General features: G+C 68.0%; 20 protein-coding genes and 1 riboswitch. Of the genes, 12 read left to right on the top strand and 8 right to left on the bottom strand.

Going from position 1 to position 17,377, the window contains the following annotated elements; translation table 11 throughout:
• Positions 1–16: 16 nt before the first annotated feature.
• Positions 17–1,237 (bottom strand): MFS transporter, encoded by a 1,221-nt coding sequence (locus AC5JDC_RS10315; protein ID WP_495841282.1) that lies wholly within the window; start codon positions 1,235–1,237, stop codon positions 17–19.
• 140 nt (positions 1,238–1,377) lie between these two features.
• Between AC5JDC_RS10315 and AC5JDC_RS10310 the strand changes: the two genes are divergently transcribed.
• The gene (locus AC5JDC_RS10310; protein ID WP_495841281.1) at positions 1,378–1,968 is read left to right on the top strand and encodes a TetR/AcrR family transcriptional regulator; all 591 of its coding nucleotides are present in this window, start codon (positions 1,378–1,380) and stop codon (positions 1,966–1,968) included.
• A 36-nt stretch (positions 1,969–2,004) separates the two neighbouring features.
• On the opposite strand, the gene bluB is transcribed toward AC5JDC_RS10310, so the two are convergent.
• From bluB to AC5JDC_RS10295, 3 genes are all read right to left on the bottom strand, one after another.
• On the bottom strand, positions 2,005–2,715 hold the full coding sequence (bluB, locus tag AC5JDC_RS10305; RefSeq protein ID WP_495841280.1) for a 5,6-dimethylbenzimidazole synthase: 711 nt from the start codon (positions 2,713–2,715) through the stop codon (positions 2,005–2,007).
• Between the two features lie 49 nt (positions 2,716–2,764).
• A riboswitch (cobalamin riboswitch) is annotated at positions 2,765–2,940 on the bottom strand.
• Between the two features lie 206 nt (positions 2,941–3,146).
• Positions 3,147–3,794 carry an FMN-binding negative transcriptional regulator gene (locus tag AC5JDC_RS10300; protein WP_495841334.1) on the bottom strand — a complete coding sequence of 216 codons (648 nt, stop codon included), beginning with the start codon at positions 3,792–3,794 and terminating at the stop codon, positions 3,147–3,149.
• Between the two features lie 372 nt (positions 3,795–4,166).
• On the bottom strand, positions 4,167–5,414 hold the full coding sequence (locus AC5JDC_RS10295; protein WP_495841279.1) for a S41 family peptidase: 1,248 nt from the start codon (positions 5,412–5,414) through the stop codon (positions 4,167–4,169).
• Between the two features lie 195 nt (positions 5,415–5,609).
• Here AC5JDC_RS10295 and AC5JDC_RS10290 point away from each other — a divergent pair, with 195 nt between their 5' ends.
• The 5 genes from AC5JDC_RS10290 (at position 5,610) to AC5JDC_RS10270 (ending at position 7,667) form a co-directional block, all read left to right on the top strand.
• Positions 5,610–6,536, top strand: a complete 927-nt coding sequence (locus AC5JDC_RS10290) for a histone deacetylase family protein (RefSeq protein WP_495841278.1) — start codon at positions 5,610–5,612, stop codon at positions 6,534–6,536.
• A gap of 2 nt (positions 6,537–6,538) precedes the next feature.
• On the top strand, positions 6,539–6,790 hold the full coding sequence (locus AC5JDC_RS10285) for an exodeoxyribonuclease VII small subunit (RefSeq protein WP_106771630.1): 252 nt from the start codon (positions 6,539–6,541) through the stop codon (positions 6,788–6,790).
• Positions 6,791–6,865: 75 nt separating this feature from the next.
• Entirely contained in the window at positions 6,866–7,153 is a 288-nt protein-coding gene (locus AC5JDC_RS10280) for a hypothetical protein (protein WP_495841277.1), read from the top strand.
• A complete protein-coding gene (locus AC5JDC_RS10275) occupies positions 7,150–7,359 on the top strand; it encodes a hypothetical protein (RefSeq protein WP_133170072.1) in 210 nt (69 codons plus the stop codon). Before AC5JDC_RS10280 ends, AC5JDC_RS10275 begins: the two co-directional genes overlap by 4 nt.
• A 17-nt stretch (positions 7,360–7,376) precedes the next feature.
• Positions 7,377–7,667, top strand: coding sequence for a DUF2277 domain-containing protein (locus AC5JDC_RS10270; protein WP_106771633.1), 291 nt, complete (start codon positions 7,377–7,379; stop codon positions 7,665–7,667).
• 66 nt (positions 7,668–7,733) lie between these two features.
• Here AC5JDC_RS10270 and AC5JDC_RS10265 read toward each other — a convergent pair whose 3' ends face one another.
• The gene (locus AC5JDC_RS10265; RefSeq protein WP_495841276.1) at positions 7,734–8,027 is read right to left on the bottom strand and encodes a type II toxin-antitoxin system RelE/ParE family toxin; all 294 of its coding nucleotides are present in this window, start codon (positions 8,025–8,027) and stop codon (positions 7,734–7,736) included.
• On the bottom strand, positions 8,024–8,248 hold the full coding sequence (locus AC5JDC_RS10260) for a hypothetical protein (RefSeq protein ID WP_495841275.1): 225 nt from the start codon (positions 8,246–8,248) through the stop codon (positions 8,024–8,026). Before AC5JDC_RS10260 ends, AC5JDC_RS10265 begins: the two co-directional genes overlap by 4 nt.
• Positions 8,249–8,306: 58 nt before the next feature.
• On the opposite strand from AC5JDC_RS10260, the gene AC5JDC_RS10255 reads away from it, so the two are divergent.
• The 6 genes from AC5JDC_RS10255 (at position 8,307) to AC5JDC_RS10230 (ending at position 15,747) form a co-directional block, all read left to right on the top strand.
• Positions 8,307–9,227 (top strand): pirin family protein, encoded by a 921-nt coding sequence (locus AC5JDC_RS10255; RefSeq protein WP_495841274.1) that lies wholly within the window; start codon positions 8,307–8,309, stop codon positions 9,225–9,227.
• An 80-nt stretch (positions 9,228–9,307) separates the two neighbouring features.
• Complete coding sequence (locus tag AC5JDC_RS10250; protein ID WP_495841273.1) at positions 9,308–10,324, top strand: cupin domain-containing protein; 1,017 nt, start codon at positions 9,308–9,310, stop codon at positions 10,322–10,324.
• Positions 10,325–10,416: 92 nt separating this feature from the next.
• Positions 10,417–12,372, top strand: coding sequence for a 1-deoxy-D-xylulose-5-phosphate synthase (gene dxs / locus AC5JDC_RS10245; protein ID WP_495841272.1), 1,956 nt, complete (start codon positions 10,417–10,419; stop codon positions 12,370–12,372).
• Between the two features lie 121 nt (positions 12,373–12,493).
• Positions 12,494–12,844: a hypothetical protein gene (locus tag AC5JDC_RS10240; protein ID WP_495841271.1), complete on the top strand. Its 351-nt coding sequence runs from the start codon at positions 12,494–12,496 to the stop codon at positions 12,842–12,844.
• Positions 12,845–13,744: 900 nt separating this feature from the next.
• Entirely contained in the window at positions 13,745–14,512 is a 768-nt protein-coding gene (locus tag AC5JDC_RS10235) for a TlyA family RNA methyltransferase (protein WP_495841270.1), read from the top strand.
• Positions 14,509–15,747 (top strand): class I SAM-dependent RNA methyltransferase, encoded by a 1,239-nt coding sequence (locus AC5JDC_RS10230; RefSeq protein ID WP_495841269.1) that lies wholly within the window; start codon positions 14,509–14,511, stop codon positions 15,745–15,747. The genes AC5JDC_RS10235 and AC5JDC_RS10230 overlap by 4 nt, the downstream gene beginning before the upstream one ends.
• A gap of 125 nt (positions 15,748–15,872) precedes the next feature.
• Here AC5JDC_RS10230 and AC5JDC_RS10225 read toward each other — a convergent pair whose 3' ends face one another.
• Together AC5JDC_RS10225 and AC5JDC_RS10220 are read right to left on the bottom strand one after the other, a co-directional pair.
• Complete coding sequence (locus AC5JDC_RS10225) at positions 15,873–16,793, bottom strand: DnaJ C-terminal domain-containing protein (protein WP_495841268.1); 921 nt, start codon at positions 16,791–16,793, stop codon at positions 15,873–15,875.
• A gap of 98 nt (positions 16,794–16,891) precedes the next feature.
• Positions 16,892–17,290: an RT0821/Lpp0805 family surface protein gene (locus tag AC5JDC_RS10220; protein ID WP_106771642.1), complete on the bottom strand. Its 399-nt coding sequence runs from the start codon at positions 17,288–17,290 to the stop codon at positions 16,892–16,894.
• Positions 17,291–17,377: the final 87 nt, after the last annotated feature.

Genomic DNA, 17,377 nt, shown 5'->3' with positions numbered 1-17,377 from the left:
TCGCTTATGCGCCGGATCATTCCGCCGGTTGCGGGGCCGCGGCGGGCAGGCTCCTGACCCGGTCGCCGGCCAGCGTGCGCTGGCCGAGCAACACGGTGAGCAGGGAGATCGTCCCGGCGACGACGGATACCCAGAAACCGTTCTGCGCGCCGAAATTGTCGACCACCCAACCGGCCGCGAAGGCTCCGAGCGCCATGCCGATGCCGATGCCGGTCATCACCCAGGTGACGCCCTCGGTCAGCATCGCCTCCGGCACGCGCCGCTCGATCAGGCCGAAGGCGGTGATGAAGGTCGGCGAGATCGCCACGCCGCTGACGAACACGGCCAGCGCCAGCAGCGGCACCGTGTCGGCGACCAGCAGTGGCAGCGTGGTCAGCGCTATGATGGCGACGGCGATGGCGAGTTGCCGCTGCAGCGCCATCTTCAGGTTGAGCGCGCCGACGATCAGGCCGACGACGAAGGAGCCGACGGCGTAGACGCCGATGACCAGGCTGGCGGCGCCGGGCTGGCCGAGCTCCTTGGTGATCGCCACGGCGCTGACTTCGGCGGTCGCGAAGATCGCACCGATGAAGATCAGGGCGAAGGTGATGATCTGCACCGGCCTCTGCCGGATCGCCGAACCGCCGCCGCCGTGCTCCACCGGCCGCACCCGCGGCTCGGTCGAGCGCTGCAGGATGAAGGCGGCCGATCCGAATGCCAGGAACAGCGTGCTGACCAGCATTCCGGCTTCCGGGAACAGCGCCACGCTCAAGCCCACCGATACCGACGCGCCGGCGATGTAGACGAGCTCGTCGGCGGCCGATTCGAAAGCGAAGGCGGTGTTGAGCTCGGGACGGTCGCGAAAGATCTCCGTCCAGCGCGCGCGCACCATCGCCGGAATGCTGGGCATGGTGGCGGCGAGTAGCGCCGAGGCGAACAGCGTCCAGGTAGGCCAGCCCTGGTTGGTGGCAGCGATCAGGGCCGTGAAGGCGGCCACGGAGACGATCGTGGCCGGCACCATCACCTTGGCCTGGCCGAGGCGGTCGACCAGCCGGGAGATCTGCGGCGCCACCAGGGCGTTGGTCAGCGCGAAGGTGGCCGACACCGCGCCGGCCAGCCAGTATTCGCCGAGCGCCTGCGACAGCATGGCGACGATGCCGATGGGAGCCATTGCGAGCGGCAGCCGTGCCAGGAAGCCGGCGGCGGCAAAACCCTTGGCGCCTGGTGCCCTGAAGATTTCGCGATAGGGATTGGACATGGGGATGCTCCTGGATTCCCGGGGCGACGTCACTTACATACGTAGCGTATGCATTCAGTTAATTGCATACGGATCGTATGTCAATTAATATACGCGTCGTACGTGAAATAAATATACGGCTCGTATGGGAAAGGACGGCAATGGCCCACAGACCACGCAGCGAGATGATTGCGGAAACCCGCGCAAAGCTGCTCGCCGCCGCCCGCCAGGCCTTCGGAACCATCGGCTACGCGGACGCGTCGATGGACGATTTCACCGCCGCCGCCGGCCTCACCCGCGGCGCGCTCTACCATCACTTCGGCGACAAGAAAGGCCTGCTGCAGGCGGTCATCGCCGAGATCGATGCCGAGATGAACGAGCGGCTGTGCACCATCTCGGGCCGCGCGCCGAACCGCTGGCAGGGTTTTGTCGACGAGTCTGTCGCCTATATCGAGATGGCGCTCGAGCCGGAGATCCAGCGCATCATGCTGCGCGACGGGCCTGCCGTGCTCGGCGACCCCGCGCAATGGCCCAACGCCAATGCCTGCATCTCGTCCATGACCAGGAGCCTCGCCCGGCTGAAGGCGGACGGCGCCGTCGCCGACATCGATCCGGAGGCGGCGGCGCGCCTGATCAGCGGCGCCTCCCTCTACGCGGCGCAGTGGATCGCCAATTCCGACGACCCGGAAGCGACCTCGAAGAAGGCGGTGGCAGCTTTCAAGGCAATGCTGGAAGGGTTTTTGGCGCGCTGAGGATTTTTTTCGCTCTTTCGGTCGGCCACGGGGCGACTACCTGCCGGCGATCGCCGCTTTCAGCCCTGTTTCGCCTTCCCCGCCGAAAGTCTCGCTCATGACGAGTTCGGCCGCCGGCATGCGGCTACGCCATCCCTGCGTCTCCAGGTCGGGTTTCTCGGCGAAGCAGGAAACGCGCCCGACGCAGAGATAGGCCACCGGCACGACATGCTCGGGAATGCCGAGCAACGCCTTCAGCGCCGCCTCGTCGAAGATGCTGACCCAGCCGACGCCGATGCCTTCCGCACGTGCGGCGAGCCAGAAATTCTGGACGGCGCAGACGGTGCTGTAGAGGTCCATCTGCGGGTTGTGCCAGCGGCCGAGCGGCGTTTCCCGCGCCCGGCTGCGGTCGCAGGTGATGCAGAGGTTGAGCGCGCTCTCGCAGATGCCCTCCAGCCGCAGTTTTTTGTAGAGCGCCTGCCTGTCACCCGCGATCCGCTCCGCCTCCTCCAGTCGGGCGGCGAGGAAGAGCTCGCGCACCCGCTCGCGGCGCGCCGCGTCGCGAATGACGACAAAATTCCACGGCTGCATGTAGCCGACCGAGGGCGCGTGGTGGGCGGCCTCGATCAGCCGCGCCAGCACGGCGTCGTCGACCGGCTCGCCGGAAAAATGCGCGCGCACGTCGCGGCGCGTTGAGATGGCCCGGTAGACCGCCTCGCGGTCCGCCTCCTCGAAGGCATGGGCGGAAGATGTGGCGCCTGCGGGCATCGCTTGTCCCCTCGCGATTCATTGGACAAGTCGATCCGCCCGGCCTTGCGGATGACCTTCCTGTCCGGCCGGTCTTCTGGCTCGGGTTCGCCCCGCCTCCGGCGCCTTCCCGCCGCAAGGCGGTGGCACATGCCGGCGCGGTCCCCCTTACAGCGGACACGCCACGGGATTCCACCGTGTTCCCGATTCTCCCGCGAGGCGGGCACCGGACAGTGGCGGCACTCTATGCCGGAAAGTTATCGGACGCGACCCCCGGGGCGACATCGTCCGGCGAACATTCCCTGAACGTGAGTAGCGATCCGGGGAAGCGGCGCCTTCCGCGCCACGCCGGCGAACGTATGCGCCGCGACGCAGGAGGAACTCGGCCCGGGTGAGACGATCAACGAAGCCGCAGCGCGTGAATTACGTCGCTGGCATCATGATCGGCACCGTTACGCGGAACCGGCGAGCAGGTCTTCGCGGGGGATGAGACGCGCGGCGTCACGGTCGGAAGCGCGCGCGCTCGCGGCGAGGCCCGAGGCAACGCCGGCGCGGTCGGCCGCAGCGCGGTTCTGGCTCATCTTGCGCTTGCCCTCCAGGCGGGCGATCGGCATGCGCAGGCCGACGATGCCGCGTAGCTGCGCCTGGATGAAATCCGCCGGCGCGTCCGACACCGTCCAGGGCGAGGGCCGTTCGCCCTCGTGGAGATCGGTCAGACGGCTCACGACTTGCAGCAGCCTTCCTGGATCAGTGAAGAACTCGACCGGGCCGTAAGCATGGACGGCGACATAATTCCAGGTCGGCACCACCTTCCCGGTTTCCTGCTTGGTCGCATACCACGACGGCGTCACATAGGCGTCCGGTCCCATGAAGATCGCCAGTCCATCGCCCAGCGGCGGAACGCGCCACTGGGGATTGGCCTTGGCCAGATGGCCGTAGATCACGCCGTGCTCGCCCTCGCTTTCGTCGAGGTAGAGCGGCAACGGCGTGGCCAGCGGGCCTTCCGTGGTCGCGGTGACGAAATTCGCCAGCCGTGCCGCACGGATCGTGGCCCTCAGGCTCTGCTGATCGTCGTCACGAAAGGCGGGAGGCGTATACATGGCAAGCTCCTTGCGCTGGAGGGCAAGATGCGCAGGATTTGGCTCGCTTGGAATATCCAGTTTCAAGGCTTTGCGGGTCCAGTTCGAGAACGACGGCATCCGGCGCCGGATCGTCGCGACGATCAAGAGCATGTTCACCACGGTCTAGCGGCCCATGGCGGACTTCCGTCCGCGCGGCGCCTTTCCGGTCGAAATGGAACCTCTCCCCGCCCGTCCGTCGCCTTCCCGCCCCAAGGAGGCGGGGCATCATGCGGGCGCGGTCCCTGCAGCAGCGCGGCGATGGTCGTGCCGACGAGATTGGGCCGGACCGCGAGCCGAGGCCGCCGAGTTCGATTCGCCCGCCCGGGCGAGGCCGGAGCTCCGGCGCCGAACTCACCCGCGCGCCAGGATGCGCTGCATCTCCTCGGTTGCCGCCTCGCGCTGCGCATCGCCGCCGGCCGCATAGGGCAGCCTGAACGGCACGGCGACGCTGGGCTCGACGCCGGCGCCCTCGAGGCGGACATTGTCGCCGATGACCGCGTCCGAGACCGCCAGTTCGAGCAGGCTGTCGTCCGGCAGCACGTAGGCGCGGCCGGCCAGCAGGGCCCCTGCCGTGCGCGTGCCTACGAGCGGGATGCCATTGAGCTTCAGCGCGTATGCGAACACTTCGAGGCCGCTGCGCGTGCCCTCGTCGACGATGGCGACCACCGGCCGATGCCAGCGCACATTGGCGAGAAAATCCTGGCCGCTGCGCGGGATCAGCCGGAACGGCGGCGTGCGGCCGAGGAAGAGTTCGGCCGCGTCGGCGCTGCCGCCGCCCCAGCGCCCACGCAGGTCGAGCAGCAGGCCCTCGGCATCCTTGAGCGGCCCTCTCGCAAGGGCTTCGGCCACCACCTCCATGGAGCGCGGCGCGGCAAGCGTCCACAGCCGGACATAGCCGATCTTGCGGCCGTCGCGCTCGATGATTTCCGCGCTCTGTGCAATCGCCCGCTCGAACATGGCCAGCGGCCGCAGATGCTCGACCCTAGCCTCGACGGCGACCGGCTCCGCATCCGCCCGGCGGCGGAGTTTTATCCCGACCGTCTTGCCGACTTTTTCCCGGAACGACGCGATCTCGTCATAGGGTTTTCCGTCGACGGTCATGATCTCGTCGCCCACAAGAACGCCGGCCCGGTCGGCGGGCAGGCCGTCATAGACGTCGGTGACGAACCAGCGGCCGTCGTCCTGCCGGGCGACCATGCCAATGCCCGGATAGCTGGCGTCGCCGTTGGGCGGGAACAGCCTGCGCCTGTCGTCGCGGATGGCGTAGCGGAAAATGTCGGCCAGTTCGTAGTAGTCGATCGTCCCGGGGCGGAAGCGGCCGGTGTGGGACGCGCCGAGGCTGGCAAGGATCGCCTCGATGGCGGCATCGACGCGCGCGGGCGGGCTTTCCGCTCCAACCGGGGACCGCGGATCTTCGATTTCGCGCCGGACCGCTTCATTGAAGCGGTCGAGCGCCGAACCGTCGTAGAACTCGCGGGTGACCAGTTGGACGGCCCGGTCGAAGACGGGATGTCCGGACCGCAGCGGCTCGGCCGCCGCCGCGACCGCGAGGCCGAGGGCAACGAGCAGCGCCAGCAGACCGGGAATCGTTCTTCGCATGTCCGTCTCCTTGCGCGGGCATTATCGGGCAACCATGGCCGGATCGGGAACGTCGTTCGACACGATTGCGTGAGCATTGCCGCCGGCGTCCGCCGGGCCGCGACGGCGATGCGATTGTCAGGAAGCCTGTTGAGCAACGCCGATCGTGCCATTCCCGGCCATGGCCAAAACGAAATGAGGCGCCTATATCGGGGCATGGTCACCAAGCTCTATTCGCATCCGGTCTTCCTGGAGCATCTGACGCCGCCCGGCCATCCGGAACGGCCGGACCGGCTGCGCGCCGTCGCCCGCGTGCTCGACGACGAGGCTTTCGAGGCGCTCGACCGCGCCGAGGCGCCGGAAGCCGATGAGGCGACGCTGCTCTATGCCCATCCGGAGCGCCACGTCGAAGCCGTGCGCAAGGCGATCCCCGAGGAAGGCATCCAGGCCATCGATGCCGACACGACCGTCAGCCCGAAGAGCTGGGAGGCGGCGATCCGCGCCGTCGGCGCGGCCAATGCGGCCGTGGACGACGTGTTTTCCGGCAAGGCCGACAATGTCTTCGTCGCGTCGCGCCCGCCCGGCCACCACGCCGAGAAATCGACGGCGATGGGCTTCTGCCTGTTCAACAACGCGGCGATCGCCGCCCGCCACGCGCAGCGCAGGCACGGCGCCGAGCGCGTCGCCATCGTCGACTGGGACGTCCATCACGGCAACGGCACGCAGGACATCTTCTGGGACGATCCGAGCGTGCTCTATTGCTCGACCCACCAGATGCCGCTCTATCCCGGCACCGGCGCCAAGCACGAGACCGGCGCCGGCAACATCGTCAACGCGCCGCTGTCGCCGCGCACCGGCAGCGACCTGTTCCGCGAGGCTTTTCGCGCCCGCGTGCTGCCGGCGGTCGGCGATTTCGCGCCGGATCTCATCATCGTCTCGGCCGGCTTCGACGCGCATCACCGCGATCCGCTGGCCGAGATCAACCTGACCGAAGAAGACTTCGACTGGGCGACGGGCCAATTGCTCGACCGCGCCGCGAAAAGCGCCGGCAACCGCCTGGTCAGCCTGCTGGAGGGCGGCTACGACCTCGACGGTCTGTCGTCGTCGGTCGCCGTCCATGTCCGGCGTATGATGAAAGGATGAGCATGGCCGAGGAAGCCAACACCGACATCAAGGCCATGAGCTTCGAGCAGGCGCTCGAGGCGCTGGAGCGCATCGTCGACGACCTCGAGCGCGGCGACGTGCCGCTCGACCAGTCGATCCGCATCTACGAGCGCGGCGAGGCGCTGAAGTCGCATTGCGACCGGCTGCTCAAGGCAGCGGAAGACAAGGTCGAGAAAATCCGGCTGTCGCGCGAGGGCAAGCCGGTCGGCGTCGAGCCGCTCGACGGGGAGTAGACCGACGCGCTGGGCGCTTGCTTGAAAGACCTTCCGCCTGTGACTATGATAATGTCATGTGCATAGGAGGTCGGCATGGATGTTGGCCGTGAAACCGCGACCGCACGGGTCGTTACCCTAATGACCCCGGGCGAAAAGTCCAATCTCGAGGCGAAAGCCCGAAAGGCAGGGCTTTCCGTGGGGGAGATCGTTCGCCGATCGGTGGAAGCCTACGATCCGGAAGAGATGCGCCAACTGGAGGAACTGGCCGTGCTGGCGCGTGAATTCCGGGCAAGTGCAGAGCGGGCATCGCGTGCGGTTGACCGTACCAACGCCAACATCGAGAAAACGCTGAAGGAGCTTGCCGAGCGGCGGCGCACATGAGTGCGTTGGGCGACATCATGGCCGGTCTCAAGACGGTCGTGGAACTGACCGGCAAGGTCGAAAGGCTGGAACGGAATGTCGACAAGCTTGCAGGGCAGGTCGACGACATCGACCGCCGGCTCGTCCGGATCGAGACCGTCATCGAAATCACCCGCTCCGACGGCGCGACGTTGAGGATCGGCCGCGATCCGGAGAACAAGCCATAGGCCAGGGAGGTTGACCCATGTGCCGCAACATCAAGAACCTGTTCAACTTCGATCCACCGGCGACCGATGCGGAAATCCGCGACGCCGCACTGCAGTTCGTGCGCAAGGTGAGCGGCTCGACGCGGCCGTCGAAGCGCAACGAGGCGGCATTCGACCGCGCCGTCGAGACGATCGCGGCAGCGGCGCATGAACTGCTCTCCTCCATGGAGACCAACCAGCCGCCCCGGGATCGCGAGGAAGAGGCCATAAAGGCGCGCGCCCGTTCGGCTCAGCGCTTCCCGAAGCAGCCGGAGATCGTTTTCGAATGAGCTTCTTTCCTCGGGGAGCAGCCCGCATCTCGCGGGCGCGCAGCCGGGCGCCAGGGTCGGGCTTCTCTATTCGTCCTCGTGTTCGCGTTCCTGCGAAGGATGCTTGACGCTCAGCACGACAATCGCTTTGTCCGCCTCATCCACGGCATAATAGATCAAGTAGGAATATTTGGTCGTCACCAGTTTACAGACGCCCTCGGTCGATTGCCGCCGGCCGGCAAACGGGAACGACGTGAGCAACTGAAAAGACGAAAAAATGTTTGCCCGGACGCGTCGCGCCGCCTGCGGGCTGTGCGCTCTCAAATAATCGGCGATGCTGGCAAGATTGTCGTTGGCGCGGCGCGTAAGCCGCAGCTTCACGATGCGAACCGCCGGAACGTGGCCGCGATCTCCGCATCGCTCGCGAACTCGCCGCGCCGCATCTGCGCAAGACCTTCCAGGACATCCGGCAGATGCGCGGCATCGATGTCCTCGACAGCATCGCTTTCGGCGACTGTGAGCATCATGCGAGCGACCTCCTCCTGATCCGCGTCAGGCAGGCGCTGCACCGCTTCCACAGCCTTTCTCAAAAGTTCGTTCATGTCCGGGAGAATACGCTAGAAGGGGCGATCGCGAAAGCTGCCACGGAATAGGTGTCCCATGAGCTTCTTCCCCGGAAACGACCCCCAACCCGGCGATGCCTTCGCCTGCGACGCGATCGAGCTGATGGTGATCCCGAATGCCAGGGACATCGGCGGCTTCGAGGTGCGGCGCGCCCTGCCGACGGCGAAGCGCCGTCTCGTCGGCCCGTTCATCTTCTTCGACCGCATGGGCCCGGCGATCCTGCGCGCCGACCAGGCGCTCGACGTGCGCCCGCATCCGCATATCGGGCTCGCCACCGTCACCTATCTGTTCGACGGCAGGATCAGGCACCGGGATTCGCTCGGCACCGAGATGGTGATCGAGCCGGGCGACGTGAACCTGATGACCGCCGGGCGCGGCATCGTCCATTCCGAGCGTACGCCGGAGGAACTGCGCGGCGCGCCGATGTCGATGTCCGGCCTGCAGACCTGGATAGCTCTGCCCGAGGACAGCGAGGAGGTGGCGCCCAGCTTCGAGAACACCGCCCGCGCCGTGCTGCCGACCTTCGACGACGGCGGCGTGTCGGGGCGCCTGGTGATCGGCGGCTTTTCCGGCCTGCGCTCGCCGGTGCGCACGGCGAGCGAGACGCTCTATGCCGACATCGCTCTCGCCCCCGGCGCCAGGGTGGCGATCCCCGCCGACGCCGAGGAGCGCGCCATCTACGTGCTTGAAGGCGACGTCGACATTTCCGCCGACCATTTTCCGTCCGACCGGCTGCTGGTCTTCCGCCCCGGCGACGAGATCGTCGTGTCGTCGGAGCGCGGGGCGCATTTCATGCTGTTCGGCGGCGCCTCGCTCGGCTCGCCGCGCCACATCTGGTGGAACTTCGTCTCCTCCTCGAAGGAGCGCATCGAGCAGGCCAAGCAGGAGTGGAAGACCGGCCGCTTCGACATCGTGCCGGGCGACGCGGAGGAGTTCATCCCGCTGCCGGAGGGATGAGGCGTTGTCGGCCGTGTAGGACTGTCACCTGCCGGACACGGCGCGATTGACATTGCGCGCCCACGGGAGAAGGCTGTTGCATGTCTCTCTTGAGGCCCATCTCCGCCGCCTCAGTGCCTTGGATCGAGTACGCGCCGGTCCCGCGCTTCGGCATGCGCTACCGCCACCTGACGCTGGCGGCGGTCGGCGAGAGCTACCATGTCGGCGTCGCCATCGAGGAGCTGGCGCCCGGCATGCGCAGCAATCCGGCGCACTACCACATCCTCGAGGAGGAGCATGTCTACGTGCTCGACGGCGCGATGACGGTGCGCATCGGCGCGGCGTCCTATCCGCTGAAGGCCGGCGACTATGCCTGTTTTCCCGCCGGGCTGAAGGCCGGGCACGGCTTCGTCAACGACAGCGGCGCCGTCTGCCGCTACGTGATCCTGGGCGAGAACAGGCCGGACGAGGTGGCCGTCTACACCGATTCCGGAAAGGTGCTGGTGCGCGCGCTCGGACGGCGCGCCGTCTTCGACCTGGCAGCGCTGCGCGGCTATTGGGACGGCGAGGATACCGGCCTGCCGGACGGCGAGGAGGCGCCGTCCGAGGCGGCGACCGATGCGCTCGACCCGCCCGCCGGCATCGCGCCGCCGATTTCCTCCGGCGACGTCGCATGGACGATCGAGGGCGAAGGCCCGCGCTTCGGCGGCCGCTCGAAGCACCTGACCCATGCCGCGGTCGGCGAGACCTATCACGTCGGCGTGCTGATCGAATCGCCGGCGCCGGGCATGCGCCTGTGTCCCCGCCACTACCACATGCTGGAGGAGGAGCATGCCCTGGTCCTGGAAGGCGAGGTGACGCTGCTGCTCGGCGACGAACGCCACGTGATGAGGCCCGGCGACTATGTCTGCTTCCCGGCCGGCCGCAAGGTCGGGCATTCCTTCCTGAACAGCGGCGGCGGCCACTGCGCCTATCTGATGATCGGCGAGCGCAACCCCAACGACGTCTGCGTCTATCCGGATTCCAACAAGGTGATGGTGCGCGCGCTGCGCAGCGACGACGACATTTTCGACATGGCGGCGACGCGCCGCTACTGGGACGGCGAGGAGACGGGGTGAGCGTCTCGTCTTGTCACGGCGCGGCTGCCCCCGGCCCGCGTCACCGCCGCGCATTTACAAGGGCGGATTTAGTCCTTATCCCCTTCGACTTGATGCTGCGTGCAGGCACAAGGACACGTGCAGGCGAAAGACAAGTGACCCAGCCCCCGAAGACGCCCCTTCTCGACAAGGTCCGCATCCCGGCCGACCTGCGCGCCCTGCCCGAAGGCGAGCTGCGCCAGGTCGCCGACGAGCTGCGCGCCGAGCTGATCGACGCGGTGTCGCACACCGGCGGGCACCTCGGCGCCGGGCTCGGCGTGGTCGAGCTGACGGTGGCGCTGCACTATGTCTTCGACACGCCGGACGACCGGCTGATATGGGACGTCGGCCACCAGGCCTATCCGCACAAGATCCTGACCGGCCGGCGCGACCGCATCCGCACCTTGCGCATGGAGGGCGGGCTGTCCGGCTTCACCAGGCGGGCCGAGAGCGATTACGACCCGTTCGGCGCGGCGCATTCCTCCACCTCGATCTCCGCCGGGCTCGGCATGGCGGTGGGGCGCGACCTCAAGGGCGGCCGCAACAACGTGATCGCGGTCATCGGCGACGGCGCCATGTCGGCCGGCATGGCCTATGAGGCGATGAACAATGCCGGCGCGCTGGACGCCCGGCTGATCGTCATCCTCAACGACAACGACATGTCGATCGCCCCGCCGTCCGGTGCCATGAGCGCCTATCTGGCGCGGCTCGCCTCCGGGCGCGCCTATATGGGTTTTCGCGACATCGGCAAGAAACTCACCTCCTATCTCGGCAAGCGCGTCGACCGCGCCGTCACCCGCGCCGTCGAGCATGCGCGCGGCTACGTCACCGGCGGTACGATGTTCGAGGAGCTCGGCTTCTATCACATCGGGCCGATCGACGGGCACAATCTCGACCATCTGGTCCCGGTGCTGAAGAACGTCCGCGACAATGGCGACGGGCCGGTGCTGATCCATGTCGTCACCCAGAAGGGCAAGGGCTACGCACCGGCCGAGGCCGCCAGCGACAAGTATCACGGCGTCAACAGGTTCGACGTCATCACCGGCGCCCAGGCCAAGGCGCCCGCCAACGCGCCGAGCTACACCAAGATCTTCGCCGAAAGCCTGGTCCAGGAGGCCGAGCGCGACGACAGGATCGTGGCGATCACCGCCGCCATGCCGTCCGGCACCGGCCTCGACCTGTTCGGCGAGGCCTTTCCGTCGCGCACCTTCGACGTCGGCATCGCCGAGCAGCATGCGGTCACCTTCGCCGCCGGGCTTGCCGCCGAGGGCCTGAAGCCGTTCGCCGCGATCTATTCGACCTTCCTGCAGCGCGCCTACGACCAGGTCGTGCACGACGTCGCCATCCAGAAGCTGCCGGTGCGTTTTCCCATCGATCGCGCCGGCTTCGTCGGCGCCGACGGCGCGACGCATTGCGGCGCCTTCGACACCACCTACCTCGCCAGCCTGCCGGGTTTCGTCGTCATGGCCGCCGCCGACGAGGCGGAGTTGCGCCACATGGTGCGCACCGCCGCCGACTATGACGAAGGCCCGATCGCCTTCCGCTATCCGCGCGGCAACGGCGTCGGCGTCGACATGCCCGAGCGCGGCTCCTTCCTGGAGATCGGCAAGGGCCGCGTCCTGCGCGAGGGCAGCAAGGTGGCGCTGCTCTCCTTCGGCACGCGGCTGGCCGACTGCCTGCTCGCCGCCGAGGAGCTGAACGCCTCCGGTCTCTCCACCACGGTCGCCGATGCGCGCTTCGCCAAGCCGCTGGACGGGGCGCTGGTGCGACGCCTGGCCGCCGGGCACGAGGTGCTGATCACGGTGGAGGAGAACGCCATCGGCGGCTTCGCCAGCCAGGTGCTGCATTTCCTCGCCCGCGAGGGCCTGCTGGAGCATGGCCTGAAGGTGCGCCCGCTCATCCTGCCCGACGCCTTCACCGACCATGCCAAGCCGGAGAAGATGTATGCCGACGCCGGTCTCGACAGCGCCGGCATCGTCAAGACGGTGTTCGGCGCGCTCGGCCGCACGGTGAGGTCCGCTTCGGCATAGAAGCGGCCCGCCGCATGCCATCGTTAACGCGGCTCCCGCCCATTTGCCCTTTGCTTACCGTCTTTCTTGGCCGGATTTTAGCGCGCAGCGACGATAACTGCCGCCGGGCAAGGGTACGGCCATGGCAAGGGCAGCGTTTCTACTGGCGGCAGCATTCGTTCCGGCGCTTGGGGCAACGGCCGGCGCGCAGCCCAAATACGACCAGAAGCTGGAGCGCGCCGTCATGGAGCGCGTCGCCGGCCGGATCGGCGACATCCGCCCGGGCTTCGGCTATGGCCAGCAGCCGGCCTTCGTCGTCCCGCGCGAGCGGCGCCAGGCGGGTCCCGGCTGGCAGGTCGTCGGCTCCGAGCGCGGCATGGACATGCAGGCGACCGGATCGATGCTGACCTTCGCCGACGGCGATTTGCGCCCAACCGTGGAAGAGCTTCGCGACGCGCCGTCGAAAACCGTGTCGCGCGTCATCCAGTTTTAGCTGCTTTGGATCTCGCCACGTCCGCTGCAGGACCGGATTTTGTCATGCACTTCCGCGTCGTTCCGAAGGGAGCACAGGGGACAGTTTTCCTCCTTTCGCAGGAAGGCGGTGCCCACGCAACGCCGTCGGGGTAAAAAAAATGAGCTGCCTTCGGCACTTACCTAATTCGGCCAACTCAAGCGCATGGCGGGAGGCAATTATTTTATCCCCTCCCCTCCCACTTGCCTCATACTTGCGCCCGAAAGCCGCTCCCTGCGGGAACTTGGTGCGCACCGGGTATCAGGAGGGAGCGTCGGCGCCGGGTCGGCCGCGCAAACGGTAGCGCGGCTGGCGTGAGCTGGAGACCCGGGCCCCAGCCGCGAAGGTCGCGCGAATGCGGGCTAGCGGACGGGCAAGAACGCCGGCGGGGCGCGGGTCACCGCGCCACGTACTTAATTAGAGAGGCTCGGCCCCGCGCCCCGCTTCTCGCACTTTCTCTCAATGGCCAGACTGCAAAAGCAGGGCGTGGTGATGATGAAGCTTGGCTCCCCTCTTGAGTGGAGGGCAATCGCATATGCCGATGTGATCGTCATTCCGGGGCCGCGCAGCGGAACCCGGAATCCAGAGCGTTGGTATCGAAGGAAAAGCGAAACGTCGCAAATATCCAGGAATTTCGAGCAGCGTCGGCACTCTGGATTCCGGGTTCCGCTGCGCGGCCCCGGAATGACGACGCAGAGCTGTCTGCCGCTCCTATACAACTCATATGCGGTAGCCCTGCCCCTTGAGGAGGGCGGACGGAAGCGGTTCTCCGCATCAGGGTCCTGCCGCCCCGCAGGCGGAGGTGGAGGGAACCGGGCGCTCAGGCGACAGGATATCGTGACCGTGCTTGCCATCCGCCCAACCATTCGCCAAGGAAGCCGGATGACGGCAGAACGCAAAAGCGGAAAGGGGCCGCGCCTCGACGAGGTGCTGGTGCGGCGCGGCTTCTTTGCCAGCCGCTCGCGTGCCCGCGACGCGGTCGAGCGCGCGACCGTGCGGGTTGCGGGCGCGGTCGTCCGCAAGCCCGGCGCGTCGGTCGCCGAGGATGCGGCGATCGAGGTGGACGACCCCGCAGGCGCCTATGTGTCGCGCGCCGCGCTGAAGCTGGTCGCCGGCCTCGACCATTTCGGGCTCGACCCGGCCGGCCGCATCGCGCTCGACATCGGCGCCTCCACCGGCGGCTTCACCCAGGTGTTGCTGGAGCGCGGCGCGCAAAAAGTGTTCGCGGTCGATGTCGGCCACGGCCAGATCGACCCGGGCCTTCGCGCCGATCCGCGCGTCATCGTCCGCGAGGGACTCAACGCGCGCGCGCTCGGCGCCGCCGATCTCGACGGGCAGGCGCCGGACTTCCTGGTCAGCGACGTCAGCTTCATCTCGCTCAGGCTGGCGCTGCCGCCGGCACTTGCGCTCGCCGCGCCGGGCGCCGAGGCCGTCTTCCTGGTCAAGCCGCAGTTCGAGGCAGGCCGGCAGGCGATCGGCAAGGGCGGCATCCTGAAGAATCCGGAAGACGGCGCGCGCGTCGCCGAGGACATCGCCTCATGGCTGGGCGCGATGTCCGGCTGGCGGTCGCTCGGCCTGCACGCCTCGCCGATCGAGGGCGGCGACGGCAACCGCGAATTCCTGCTCGGCGCCATCAAGGACAGCCCATGACCGTGCTCACCATCGATCGTCTCGGCGCCCAGGGCGACGGCGTTTTCGAGACCGGGCAGGGACCCGTCTATATTCCGTTCGTCTTGCCGGGGGAGCGGGTCAACGCCGCCGTCGAAGGCCAGCGCGGGACCTTGCTGTCGGTGCTGGAACCCTCGCCGGAACGCGTCGAGGCGCCCTGCCGCCATTTCGGCGAGTGCGGCGGCTGCGCCATCCAGCATCTCGCCGACGGCCCGTACCGCGCCTGGAAGCACGACAAGGTGGCGCAGGCCCTTCGCTCGCGCGGCATCGAGACGGCCGTCTCCGACACCGTACCCGGCGAGCGCCGCTCGCGCCGCCGCGCCGTCTTCTCGGCGCGCCGCACCGAGAAGGGTGCCGTGCTCGGCTACAACCGCATGGCCTCCCACACCATCATCGACATTTCCGAATGCCATGTGGTGCTGCCGCGCATCGAGGCGGCGCTGGAGATTCTGCGCGCCCTGGCGACGCTCGTCGGCACCACGCGCGACGCCTTCCACATCACCGTGACCGAAACGGCTTCCGGATTCGACGTCGCCTGCACCGGCTCCGGACCGCTGCCGGAGGCGGCCCGGCGCACCGCGGCCGACTTCGCCATGCGCGAAAAATTCGCCCGGCTTTCCATCGACGGAGAGATCGTCATCGAGCCGAGGAAGCCGCTTGTCGGGTTCGGAGCGGCGGCGGTCCCCCTGCCGCCCGGCGGCTTCCTGCAGGCGGTGGCCTCGGCGGAGGCGGCGATGGCCGGCATGGCGCTGGCGCATCTCCGGCGCGCCAGGAAGGTCGCCGACCTGTTTGCCGGCGCAGGGGCCTTCGCGCTGCGGCTCGCGGAAAACACCGAGGTGCATGCGGTGGAGGCAGATGCGGCCGCACTCGCCGCGCTCGATCGCGGCTTCCGCTCGACACCGGGCCTGAGGCGCGTGACCGTGGAAAAGCGCGACCTCTTCCGCCGGCCGCTGACCTTCAAGGAGCTCAACGCCTATGACGGCGTCGTGCTCGATCCGCCGCGCGCCGGCGCCGAGGACCAGTCGAAACAGCTTGCGCGCTCCGACGTCCCCCATGTCGCGATGATCTCATGCAATCCGGCAACCCTGGCGCGCGACCTGCGCATCCTCGCCGACGGCGGCTATGCGCTGAGGAGCGTCACGCCGGTCGACCAGTTCCTTTGGTCGCCGCATGTCGAGGCCGTGGCGCTGCTGGAGAAGCCGCGACGCCGCCGCTGAACCTGAAGCGCGACTGGAGCGCGAGGAAGGAGTCCATGGCAAGTCGCGAGGCATCCCGCCGGGCCACCGCGGTCCGCGGCGTTCCGATGGCTGCCCGACGGGCCGGATCGACCGTGGCCGGCCGTTCAGCCGCGCCGCTTGCGGGCGAAAGCCTCCAGGTCGGGGTCGGGCGTGGCCGGCAGCATGACGCGCAGGTGAACGTAGAGGTCGGCATGGCCGCCGGTTTTCACCGGCAGCCCCCTGCCCTTCAGGCGCAGCACCTTGTCGGAGCTCGACCACGGCGGCACGGTCACAGCCACCTTGCCGGTCGGCGTCTCTACCGCCACCTTCTCGCCCAGGATGGCATCCTCGAGCGGCACCGGATGGTCGACATGCAGGTCGCGTCCCTCGACGCGGTAGCGCGAATGTTTTCGGATGTGGATCTTGACCAGCGCGTCGCCGGCGCCGCCCGGCCCCTGCTCGCCCTGGCCCTTCAAGCGGATCGTCTGCCCCTCCTCGACATAGGCCGGAAGCTTGACCGCCAGCCTGCGGCCGTCCGGGAACAGCGCGCTTACCTTGGCGGCGGTCGCCACCTCCTCGACGCTGACGTCGAGGGTCGCATTGAGATCGGCGCCGGCCGGCGGGGCGTGACGCCTGCCGCCGCCCGGACCGCCCATGCCGGAACCGCCGCGTCCGGAAAAGGCTTGGCCGAAGATCTCGCTGAAGATGTCGCCGGCATCGCCGCCGCCGCCGCGGAACTCGAAATGCGTCGCGCCCGGCCCCTGCCGGCGGAAGCCGGCGAAGGGATCGGCACCGGCATGCGCCTCGAAGCCCTGGAACTTCGGCTTGCCCTCGGCGTCGATCTCGCCGCGGTCGTAGGCGGCGCGCGTCTTCTCGTCGCCGACGATCTCATAGGCCTGGGTGGCGGCGTTGAACCGCTCCTTGGCCTTCGGATCGTCCGGATTCTGGTCCGGGTGATACTTCTTGGCCAGCTTCCGGTAGGCCGATTTGATTTCCTTGGGCGTCGCGGATTTCGCAACACCCAGCACGTCATAGGGATCGCGCATTGTCTCTGCCCGCGGCGGTGGAGTTGTAGTCGCCCCCCTATATGCGTCCTGCTAGGAACAAATTCCAGAGGCAGGACAGGACTTTGGCGCCCTGGCGGTCAGAGCGCGGCAAAATCCTTCACCTGCCAGGCGCCGGGCGCCACCATGCAGACCTCGCCGCGGTACAGGGCGATGCCGTCGAAGCGCTCGCGCGAGGTGGTGAAGCGGCGGCACGGCATTTCGGCAATCTTCTCCTCGACCAGGCCGCTGATGGCGCCGCGCGAGCCGGTCTCGGCATTGGCCCAGGGAATCGGCGCGCCCTTCAGCAGCTCGACGTCGGCGGCCGACACCGCGTTGCGGATGGTCGCCTCGTCGGAAAGCTGGTCGGGATCGTCGGGGATCGCGACGGCGTTGCCGACGTTGCCGGTGACGATCGTCCTGTCCGCCTCGACCGTATCGAGGCCTATGCCGGCGGCGCAGCCGCTCAGGCCGGCGGCCGCAAGCAGGACCACCGCCATCACGCCGGCATGGCGACGAAGACACCTATATGTGTCCCGAGAGGCTTGCGCGCCTCGCAGCAATCGGCAATCTCCCCGCCGGACAGA

Source organism: Kumtagia sp. (assembly GCF_059502445.1).
The sequence above is the reverse complement of the archived record's forward strand: the minus strand, read 5'-3'. Positions and strand labels throughout refer to the sequence as shown.

Coding starts and splice junctions, on each gene's coding strand:
- AC5JDC_RS10235 (WP_495841270.1), top strand. CDS start 13,745: ATGACGGCAGAACGCAAAAGCGGAAAGGGGCCGCGCCTCGACGAGGTG.
- AC5JDC_RS10225 (WP_495841268.1), bottom strand. CDS start 16,793: ATGCGCGATCCCTATGACGTGCTGGGTGTTGCGAAATCCGCGACGCCC.
- AC5JDC_RS10255 (WP_495841274.1), top strand. CDS start 8,307: ATGAGCTTCTTCCCCGGAAACGACCCCCAACCCGGCGATGCCTTCGCC.
- AC5JDC_RS10260 (WP_495841275.1), bottom strand. CDS start 8,248: ATGAACGAACTTTTGAGAAAGGCTGTGGAAGCGGTGCAGCGCCTGCCT.
- AC5JDC_RS10295 (WP_495841279.1), bottom strand. CDS start 5,414: ATGCGAAGAACGATTCCCGGTCTGCTGGCGCTGCTCGTTGCCCTCGGC.
- AC5JDC_RS10290 (WP_495841278.1), top strand. CDS start 5,610: ATGGTCACCAAGCTCTATTCGCATCCGGTCTTCCTGGAGCATCTGACG.
- AC5JDC_RS10240 (WP_495841271.1), top strand. CDS start 12,494: ATGGCAAGGGCAGCGTTTCTACTGGCGGCAGCATTCGTTCCGGCGCTT.
- bluB (WP_495841280.1), bottom strand. CDS start 2,715: ATGCCCGCAGGCGCCACATCTTCCGCCCATGCCTTCGAGGAGGCGGAC.
- AC5JDC_RS10310 (WP_495841281.1), top strand. CDS start 1,378: ATGGCCCACAGACCACGCAGCGAGATGATTGCGGAAACCCGCGCAAAG.
- AC5JDC_RS10280 (WP_495841277.1), top strand. CDS start 6,866: ATGGATGTTGGCCGTGAAACCGCGACCGCACGGGTCGTTACCCTAATG.
- AC5JDC_RS10285 (WP_106771630.1), top strand. CDS start 6,539: ATGGCCGAGGAAGCCAACACCGACATCAAGGCCATGAGCTTCGAGCAG.
- AC5JDC_RS10315 (WP_495841282.1), bottom strand. CDS start 1,237: ATGTCCAATCCCTATCGCGAAATCTTCAGGGCACCAGGCGCCAAGGGT.
- dxs (WP_495841272.1), top strand. CDS start 10,417: ATGCTGCGTGCAGGCACAAGGACACGTGCAGGCGAAAGACAAGTGACC.
- AC5JDC_RS10300 (WP_495841334.1), bottom strand. CDS start 3,794: ATGTATACGCCTCCCGCCTTTCGTGACGACGATCAGCAGAGCCTGAGG.
- AC5JDC_RS10220 (WP_106771642.1), bottom strand. CDS start 17,290: ATGGCGGTGGTCCTGCTTGCGGCCGCCGGCCTGAGCGGCTGCGCCGCC.
- AC5JDC_RS10250 (WP_495841273.1), top strand. CDS start 9,308: ATGTCTCTCTTGAGGCCCATCTCCGCCGCCTCAGTGCCTTGGATCGAG.
- AC5JDC_RS10270 (WP_106771633.1), top strand. CDS start 7,377: ATGTGCCGCAACATCAAGAACCTGTTCAACTTCGATCCACCGGCGACC.
- AC5JDC_RS10230 (WP_495841269.1), top strand. CDS start 14,509: ATGACCGTGCTCACCATCGATCGTCTCGGCGCCCAGGGCGACGGCGTT.
- AC5JDC_RS10275 (WP_133170072.1), top strand. CDS start 7,150: ATGAGTGCGTTGGGCGACATCATGGCCGGTCTCAAGACGGTCGTGGAA.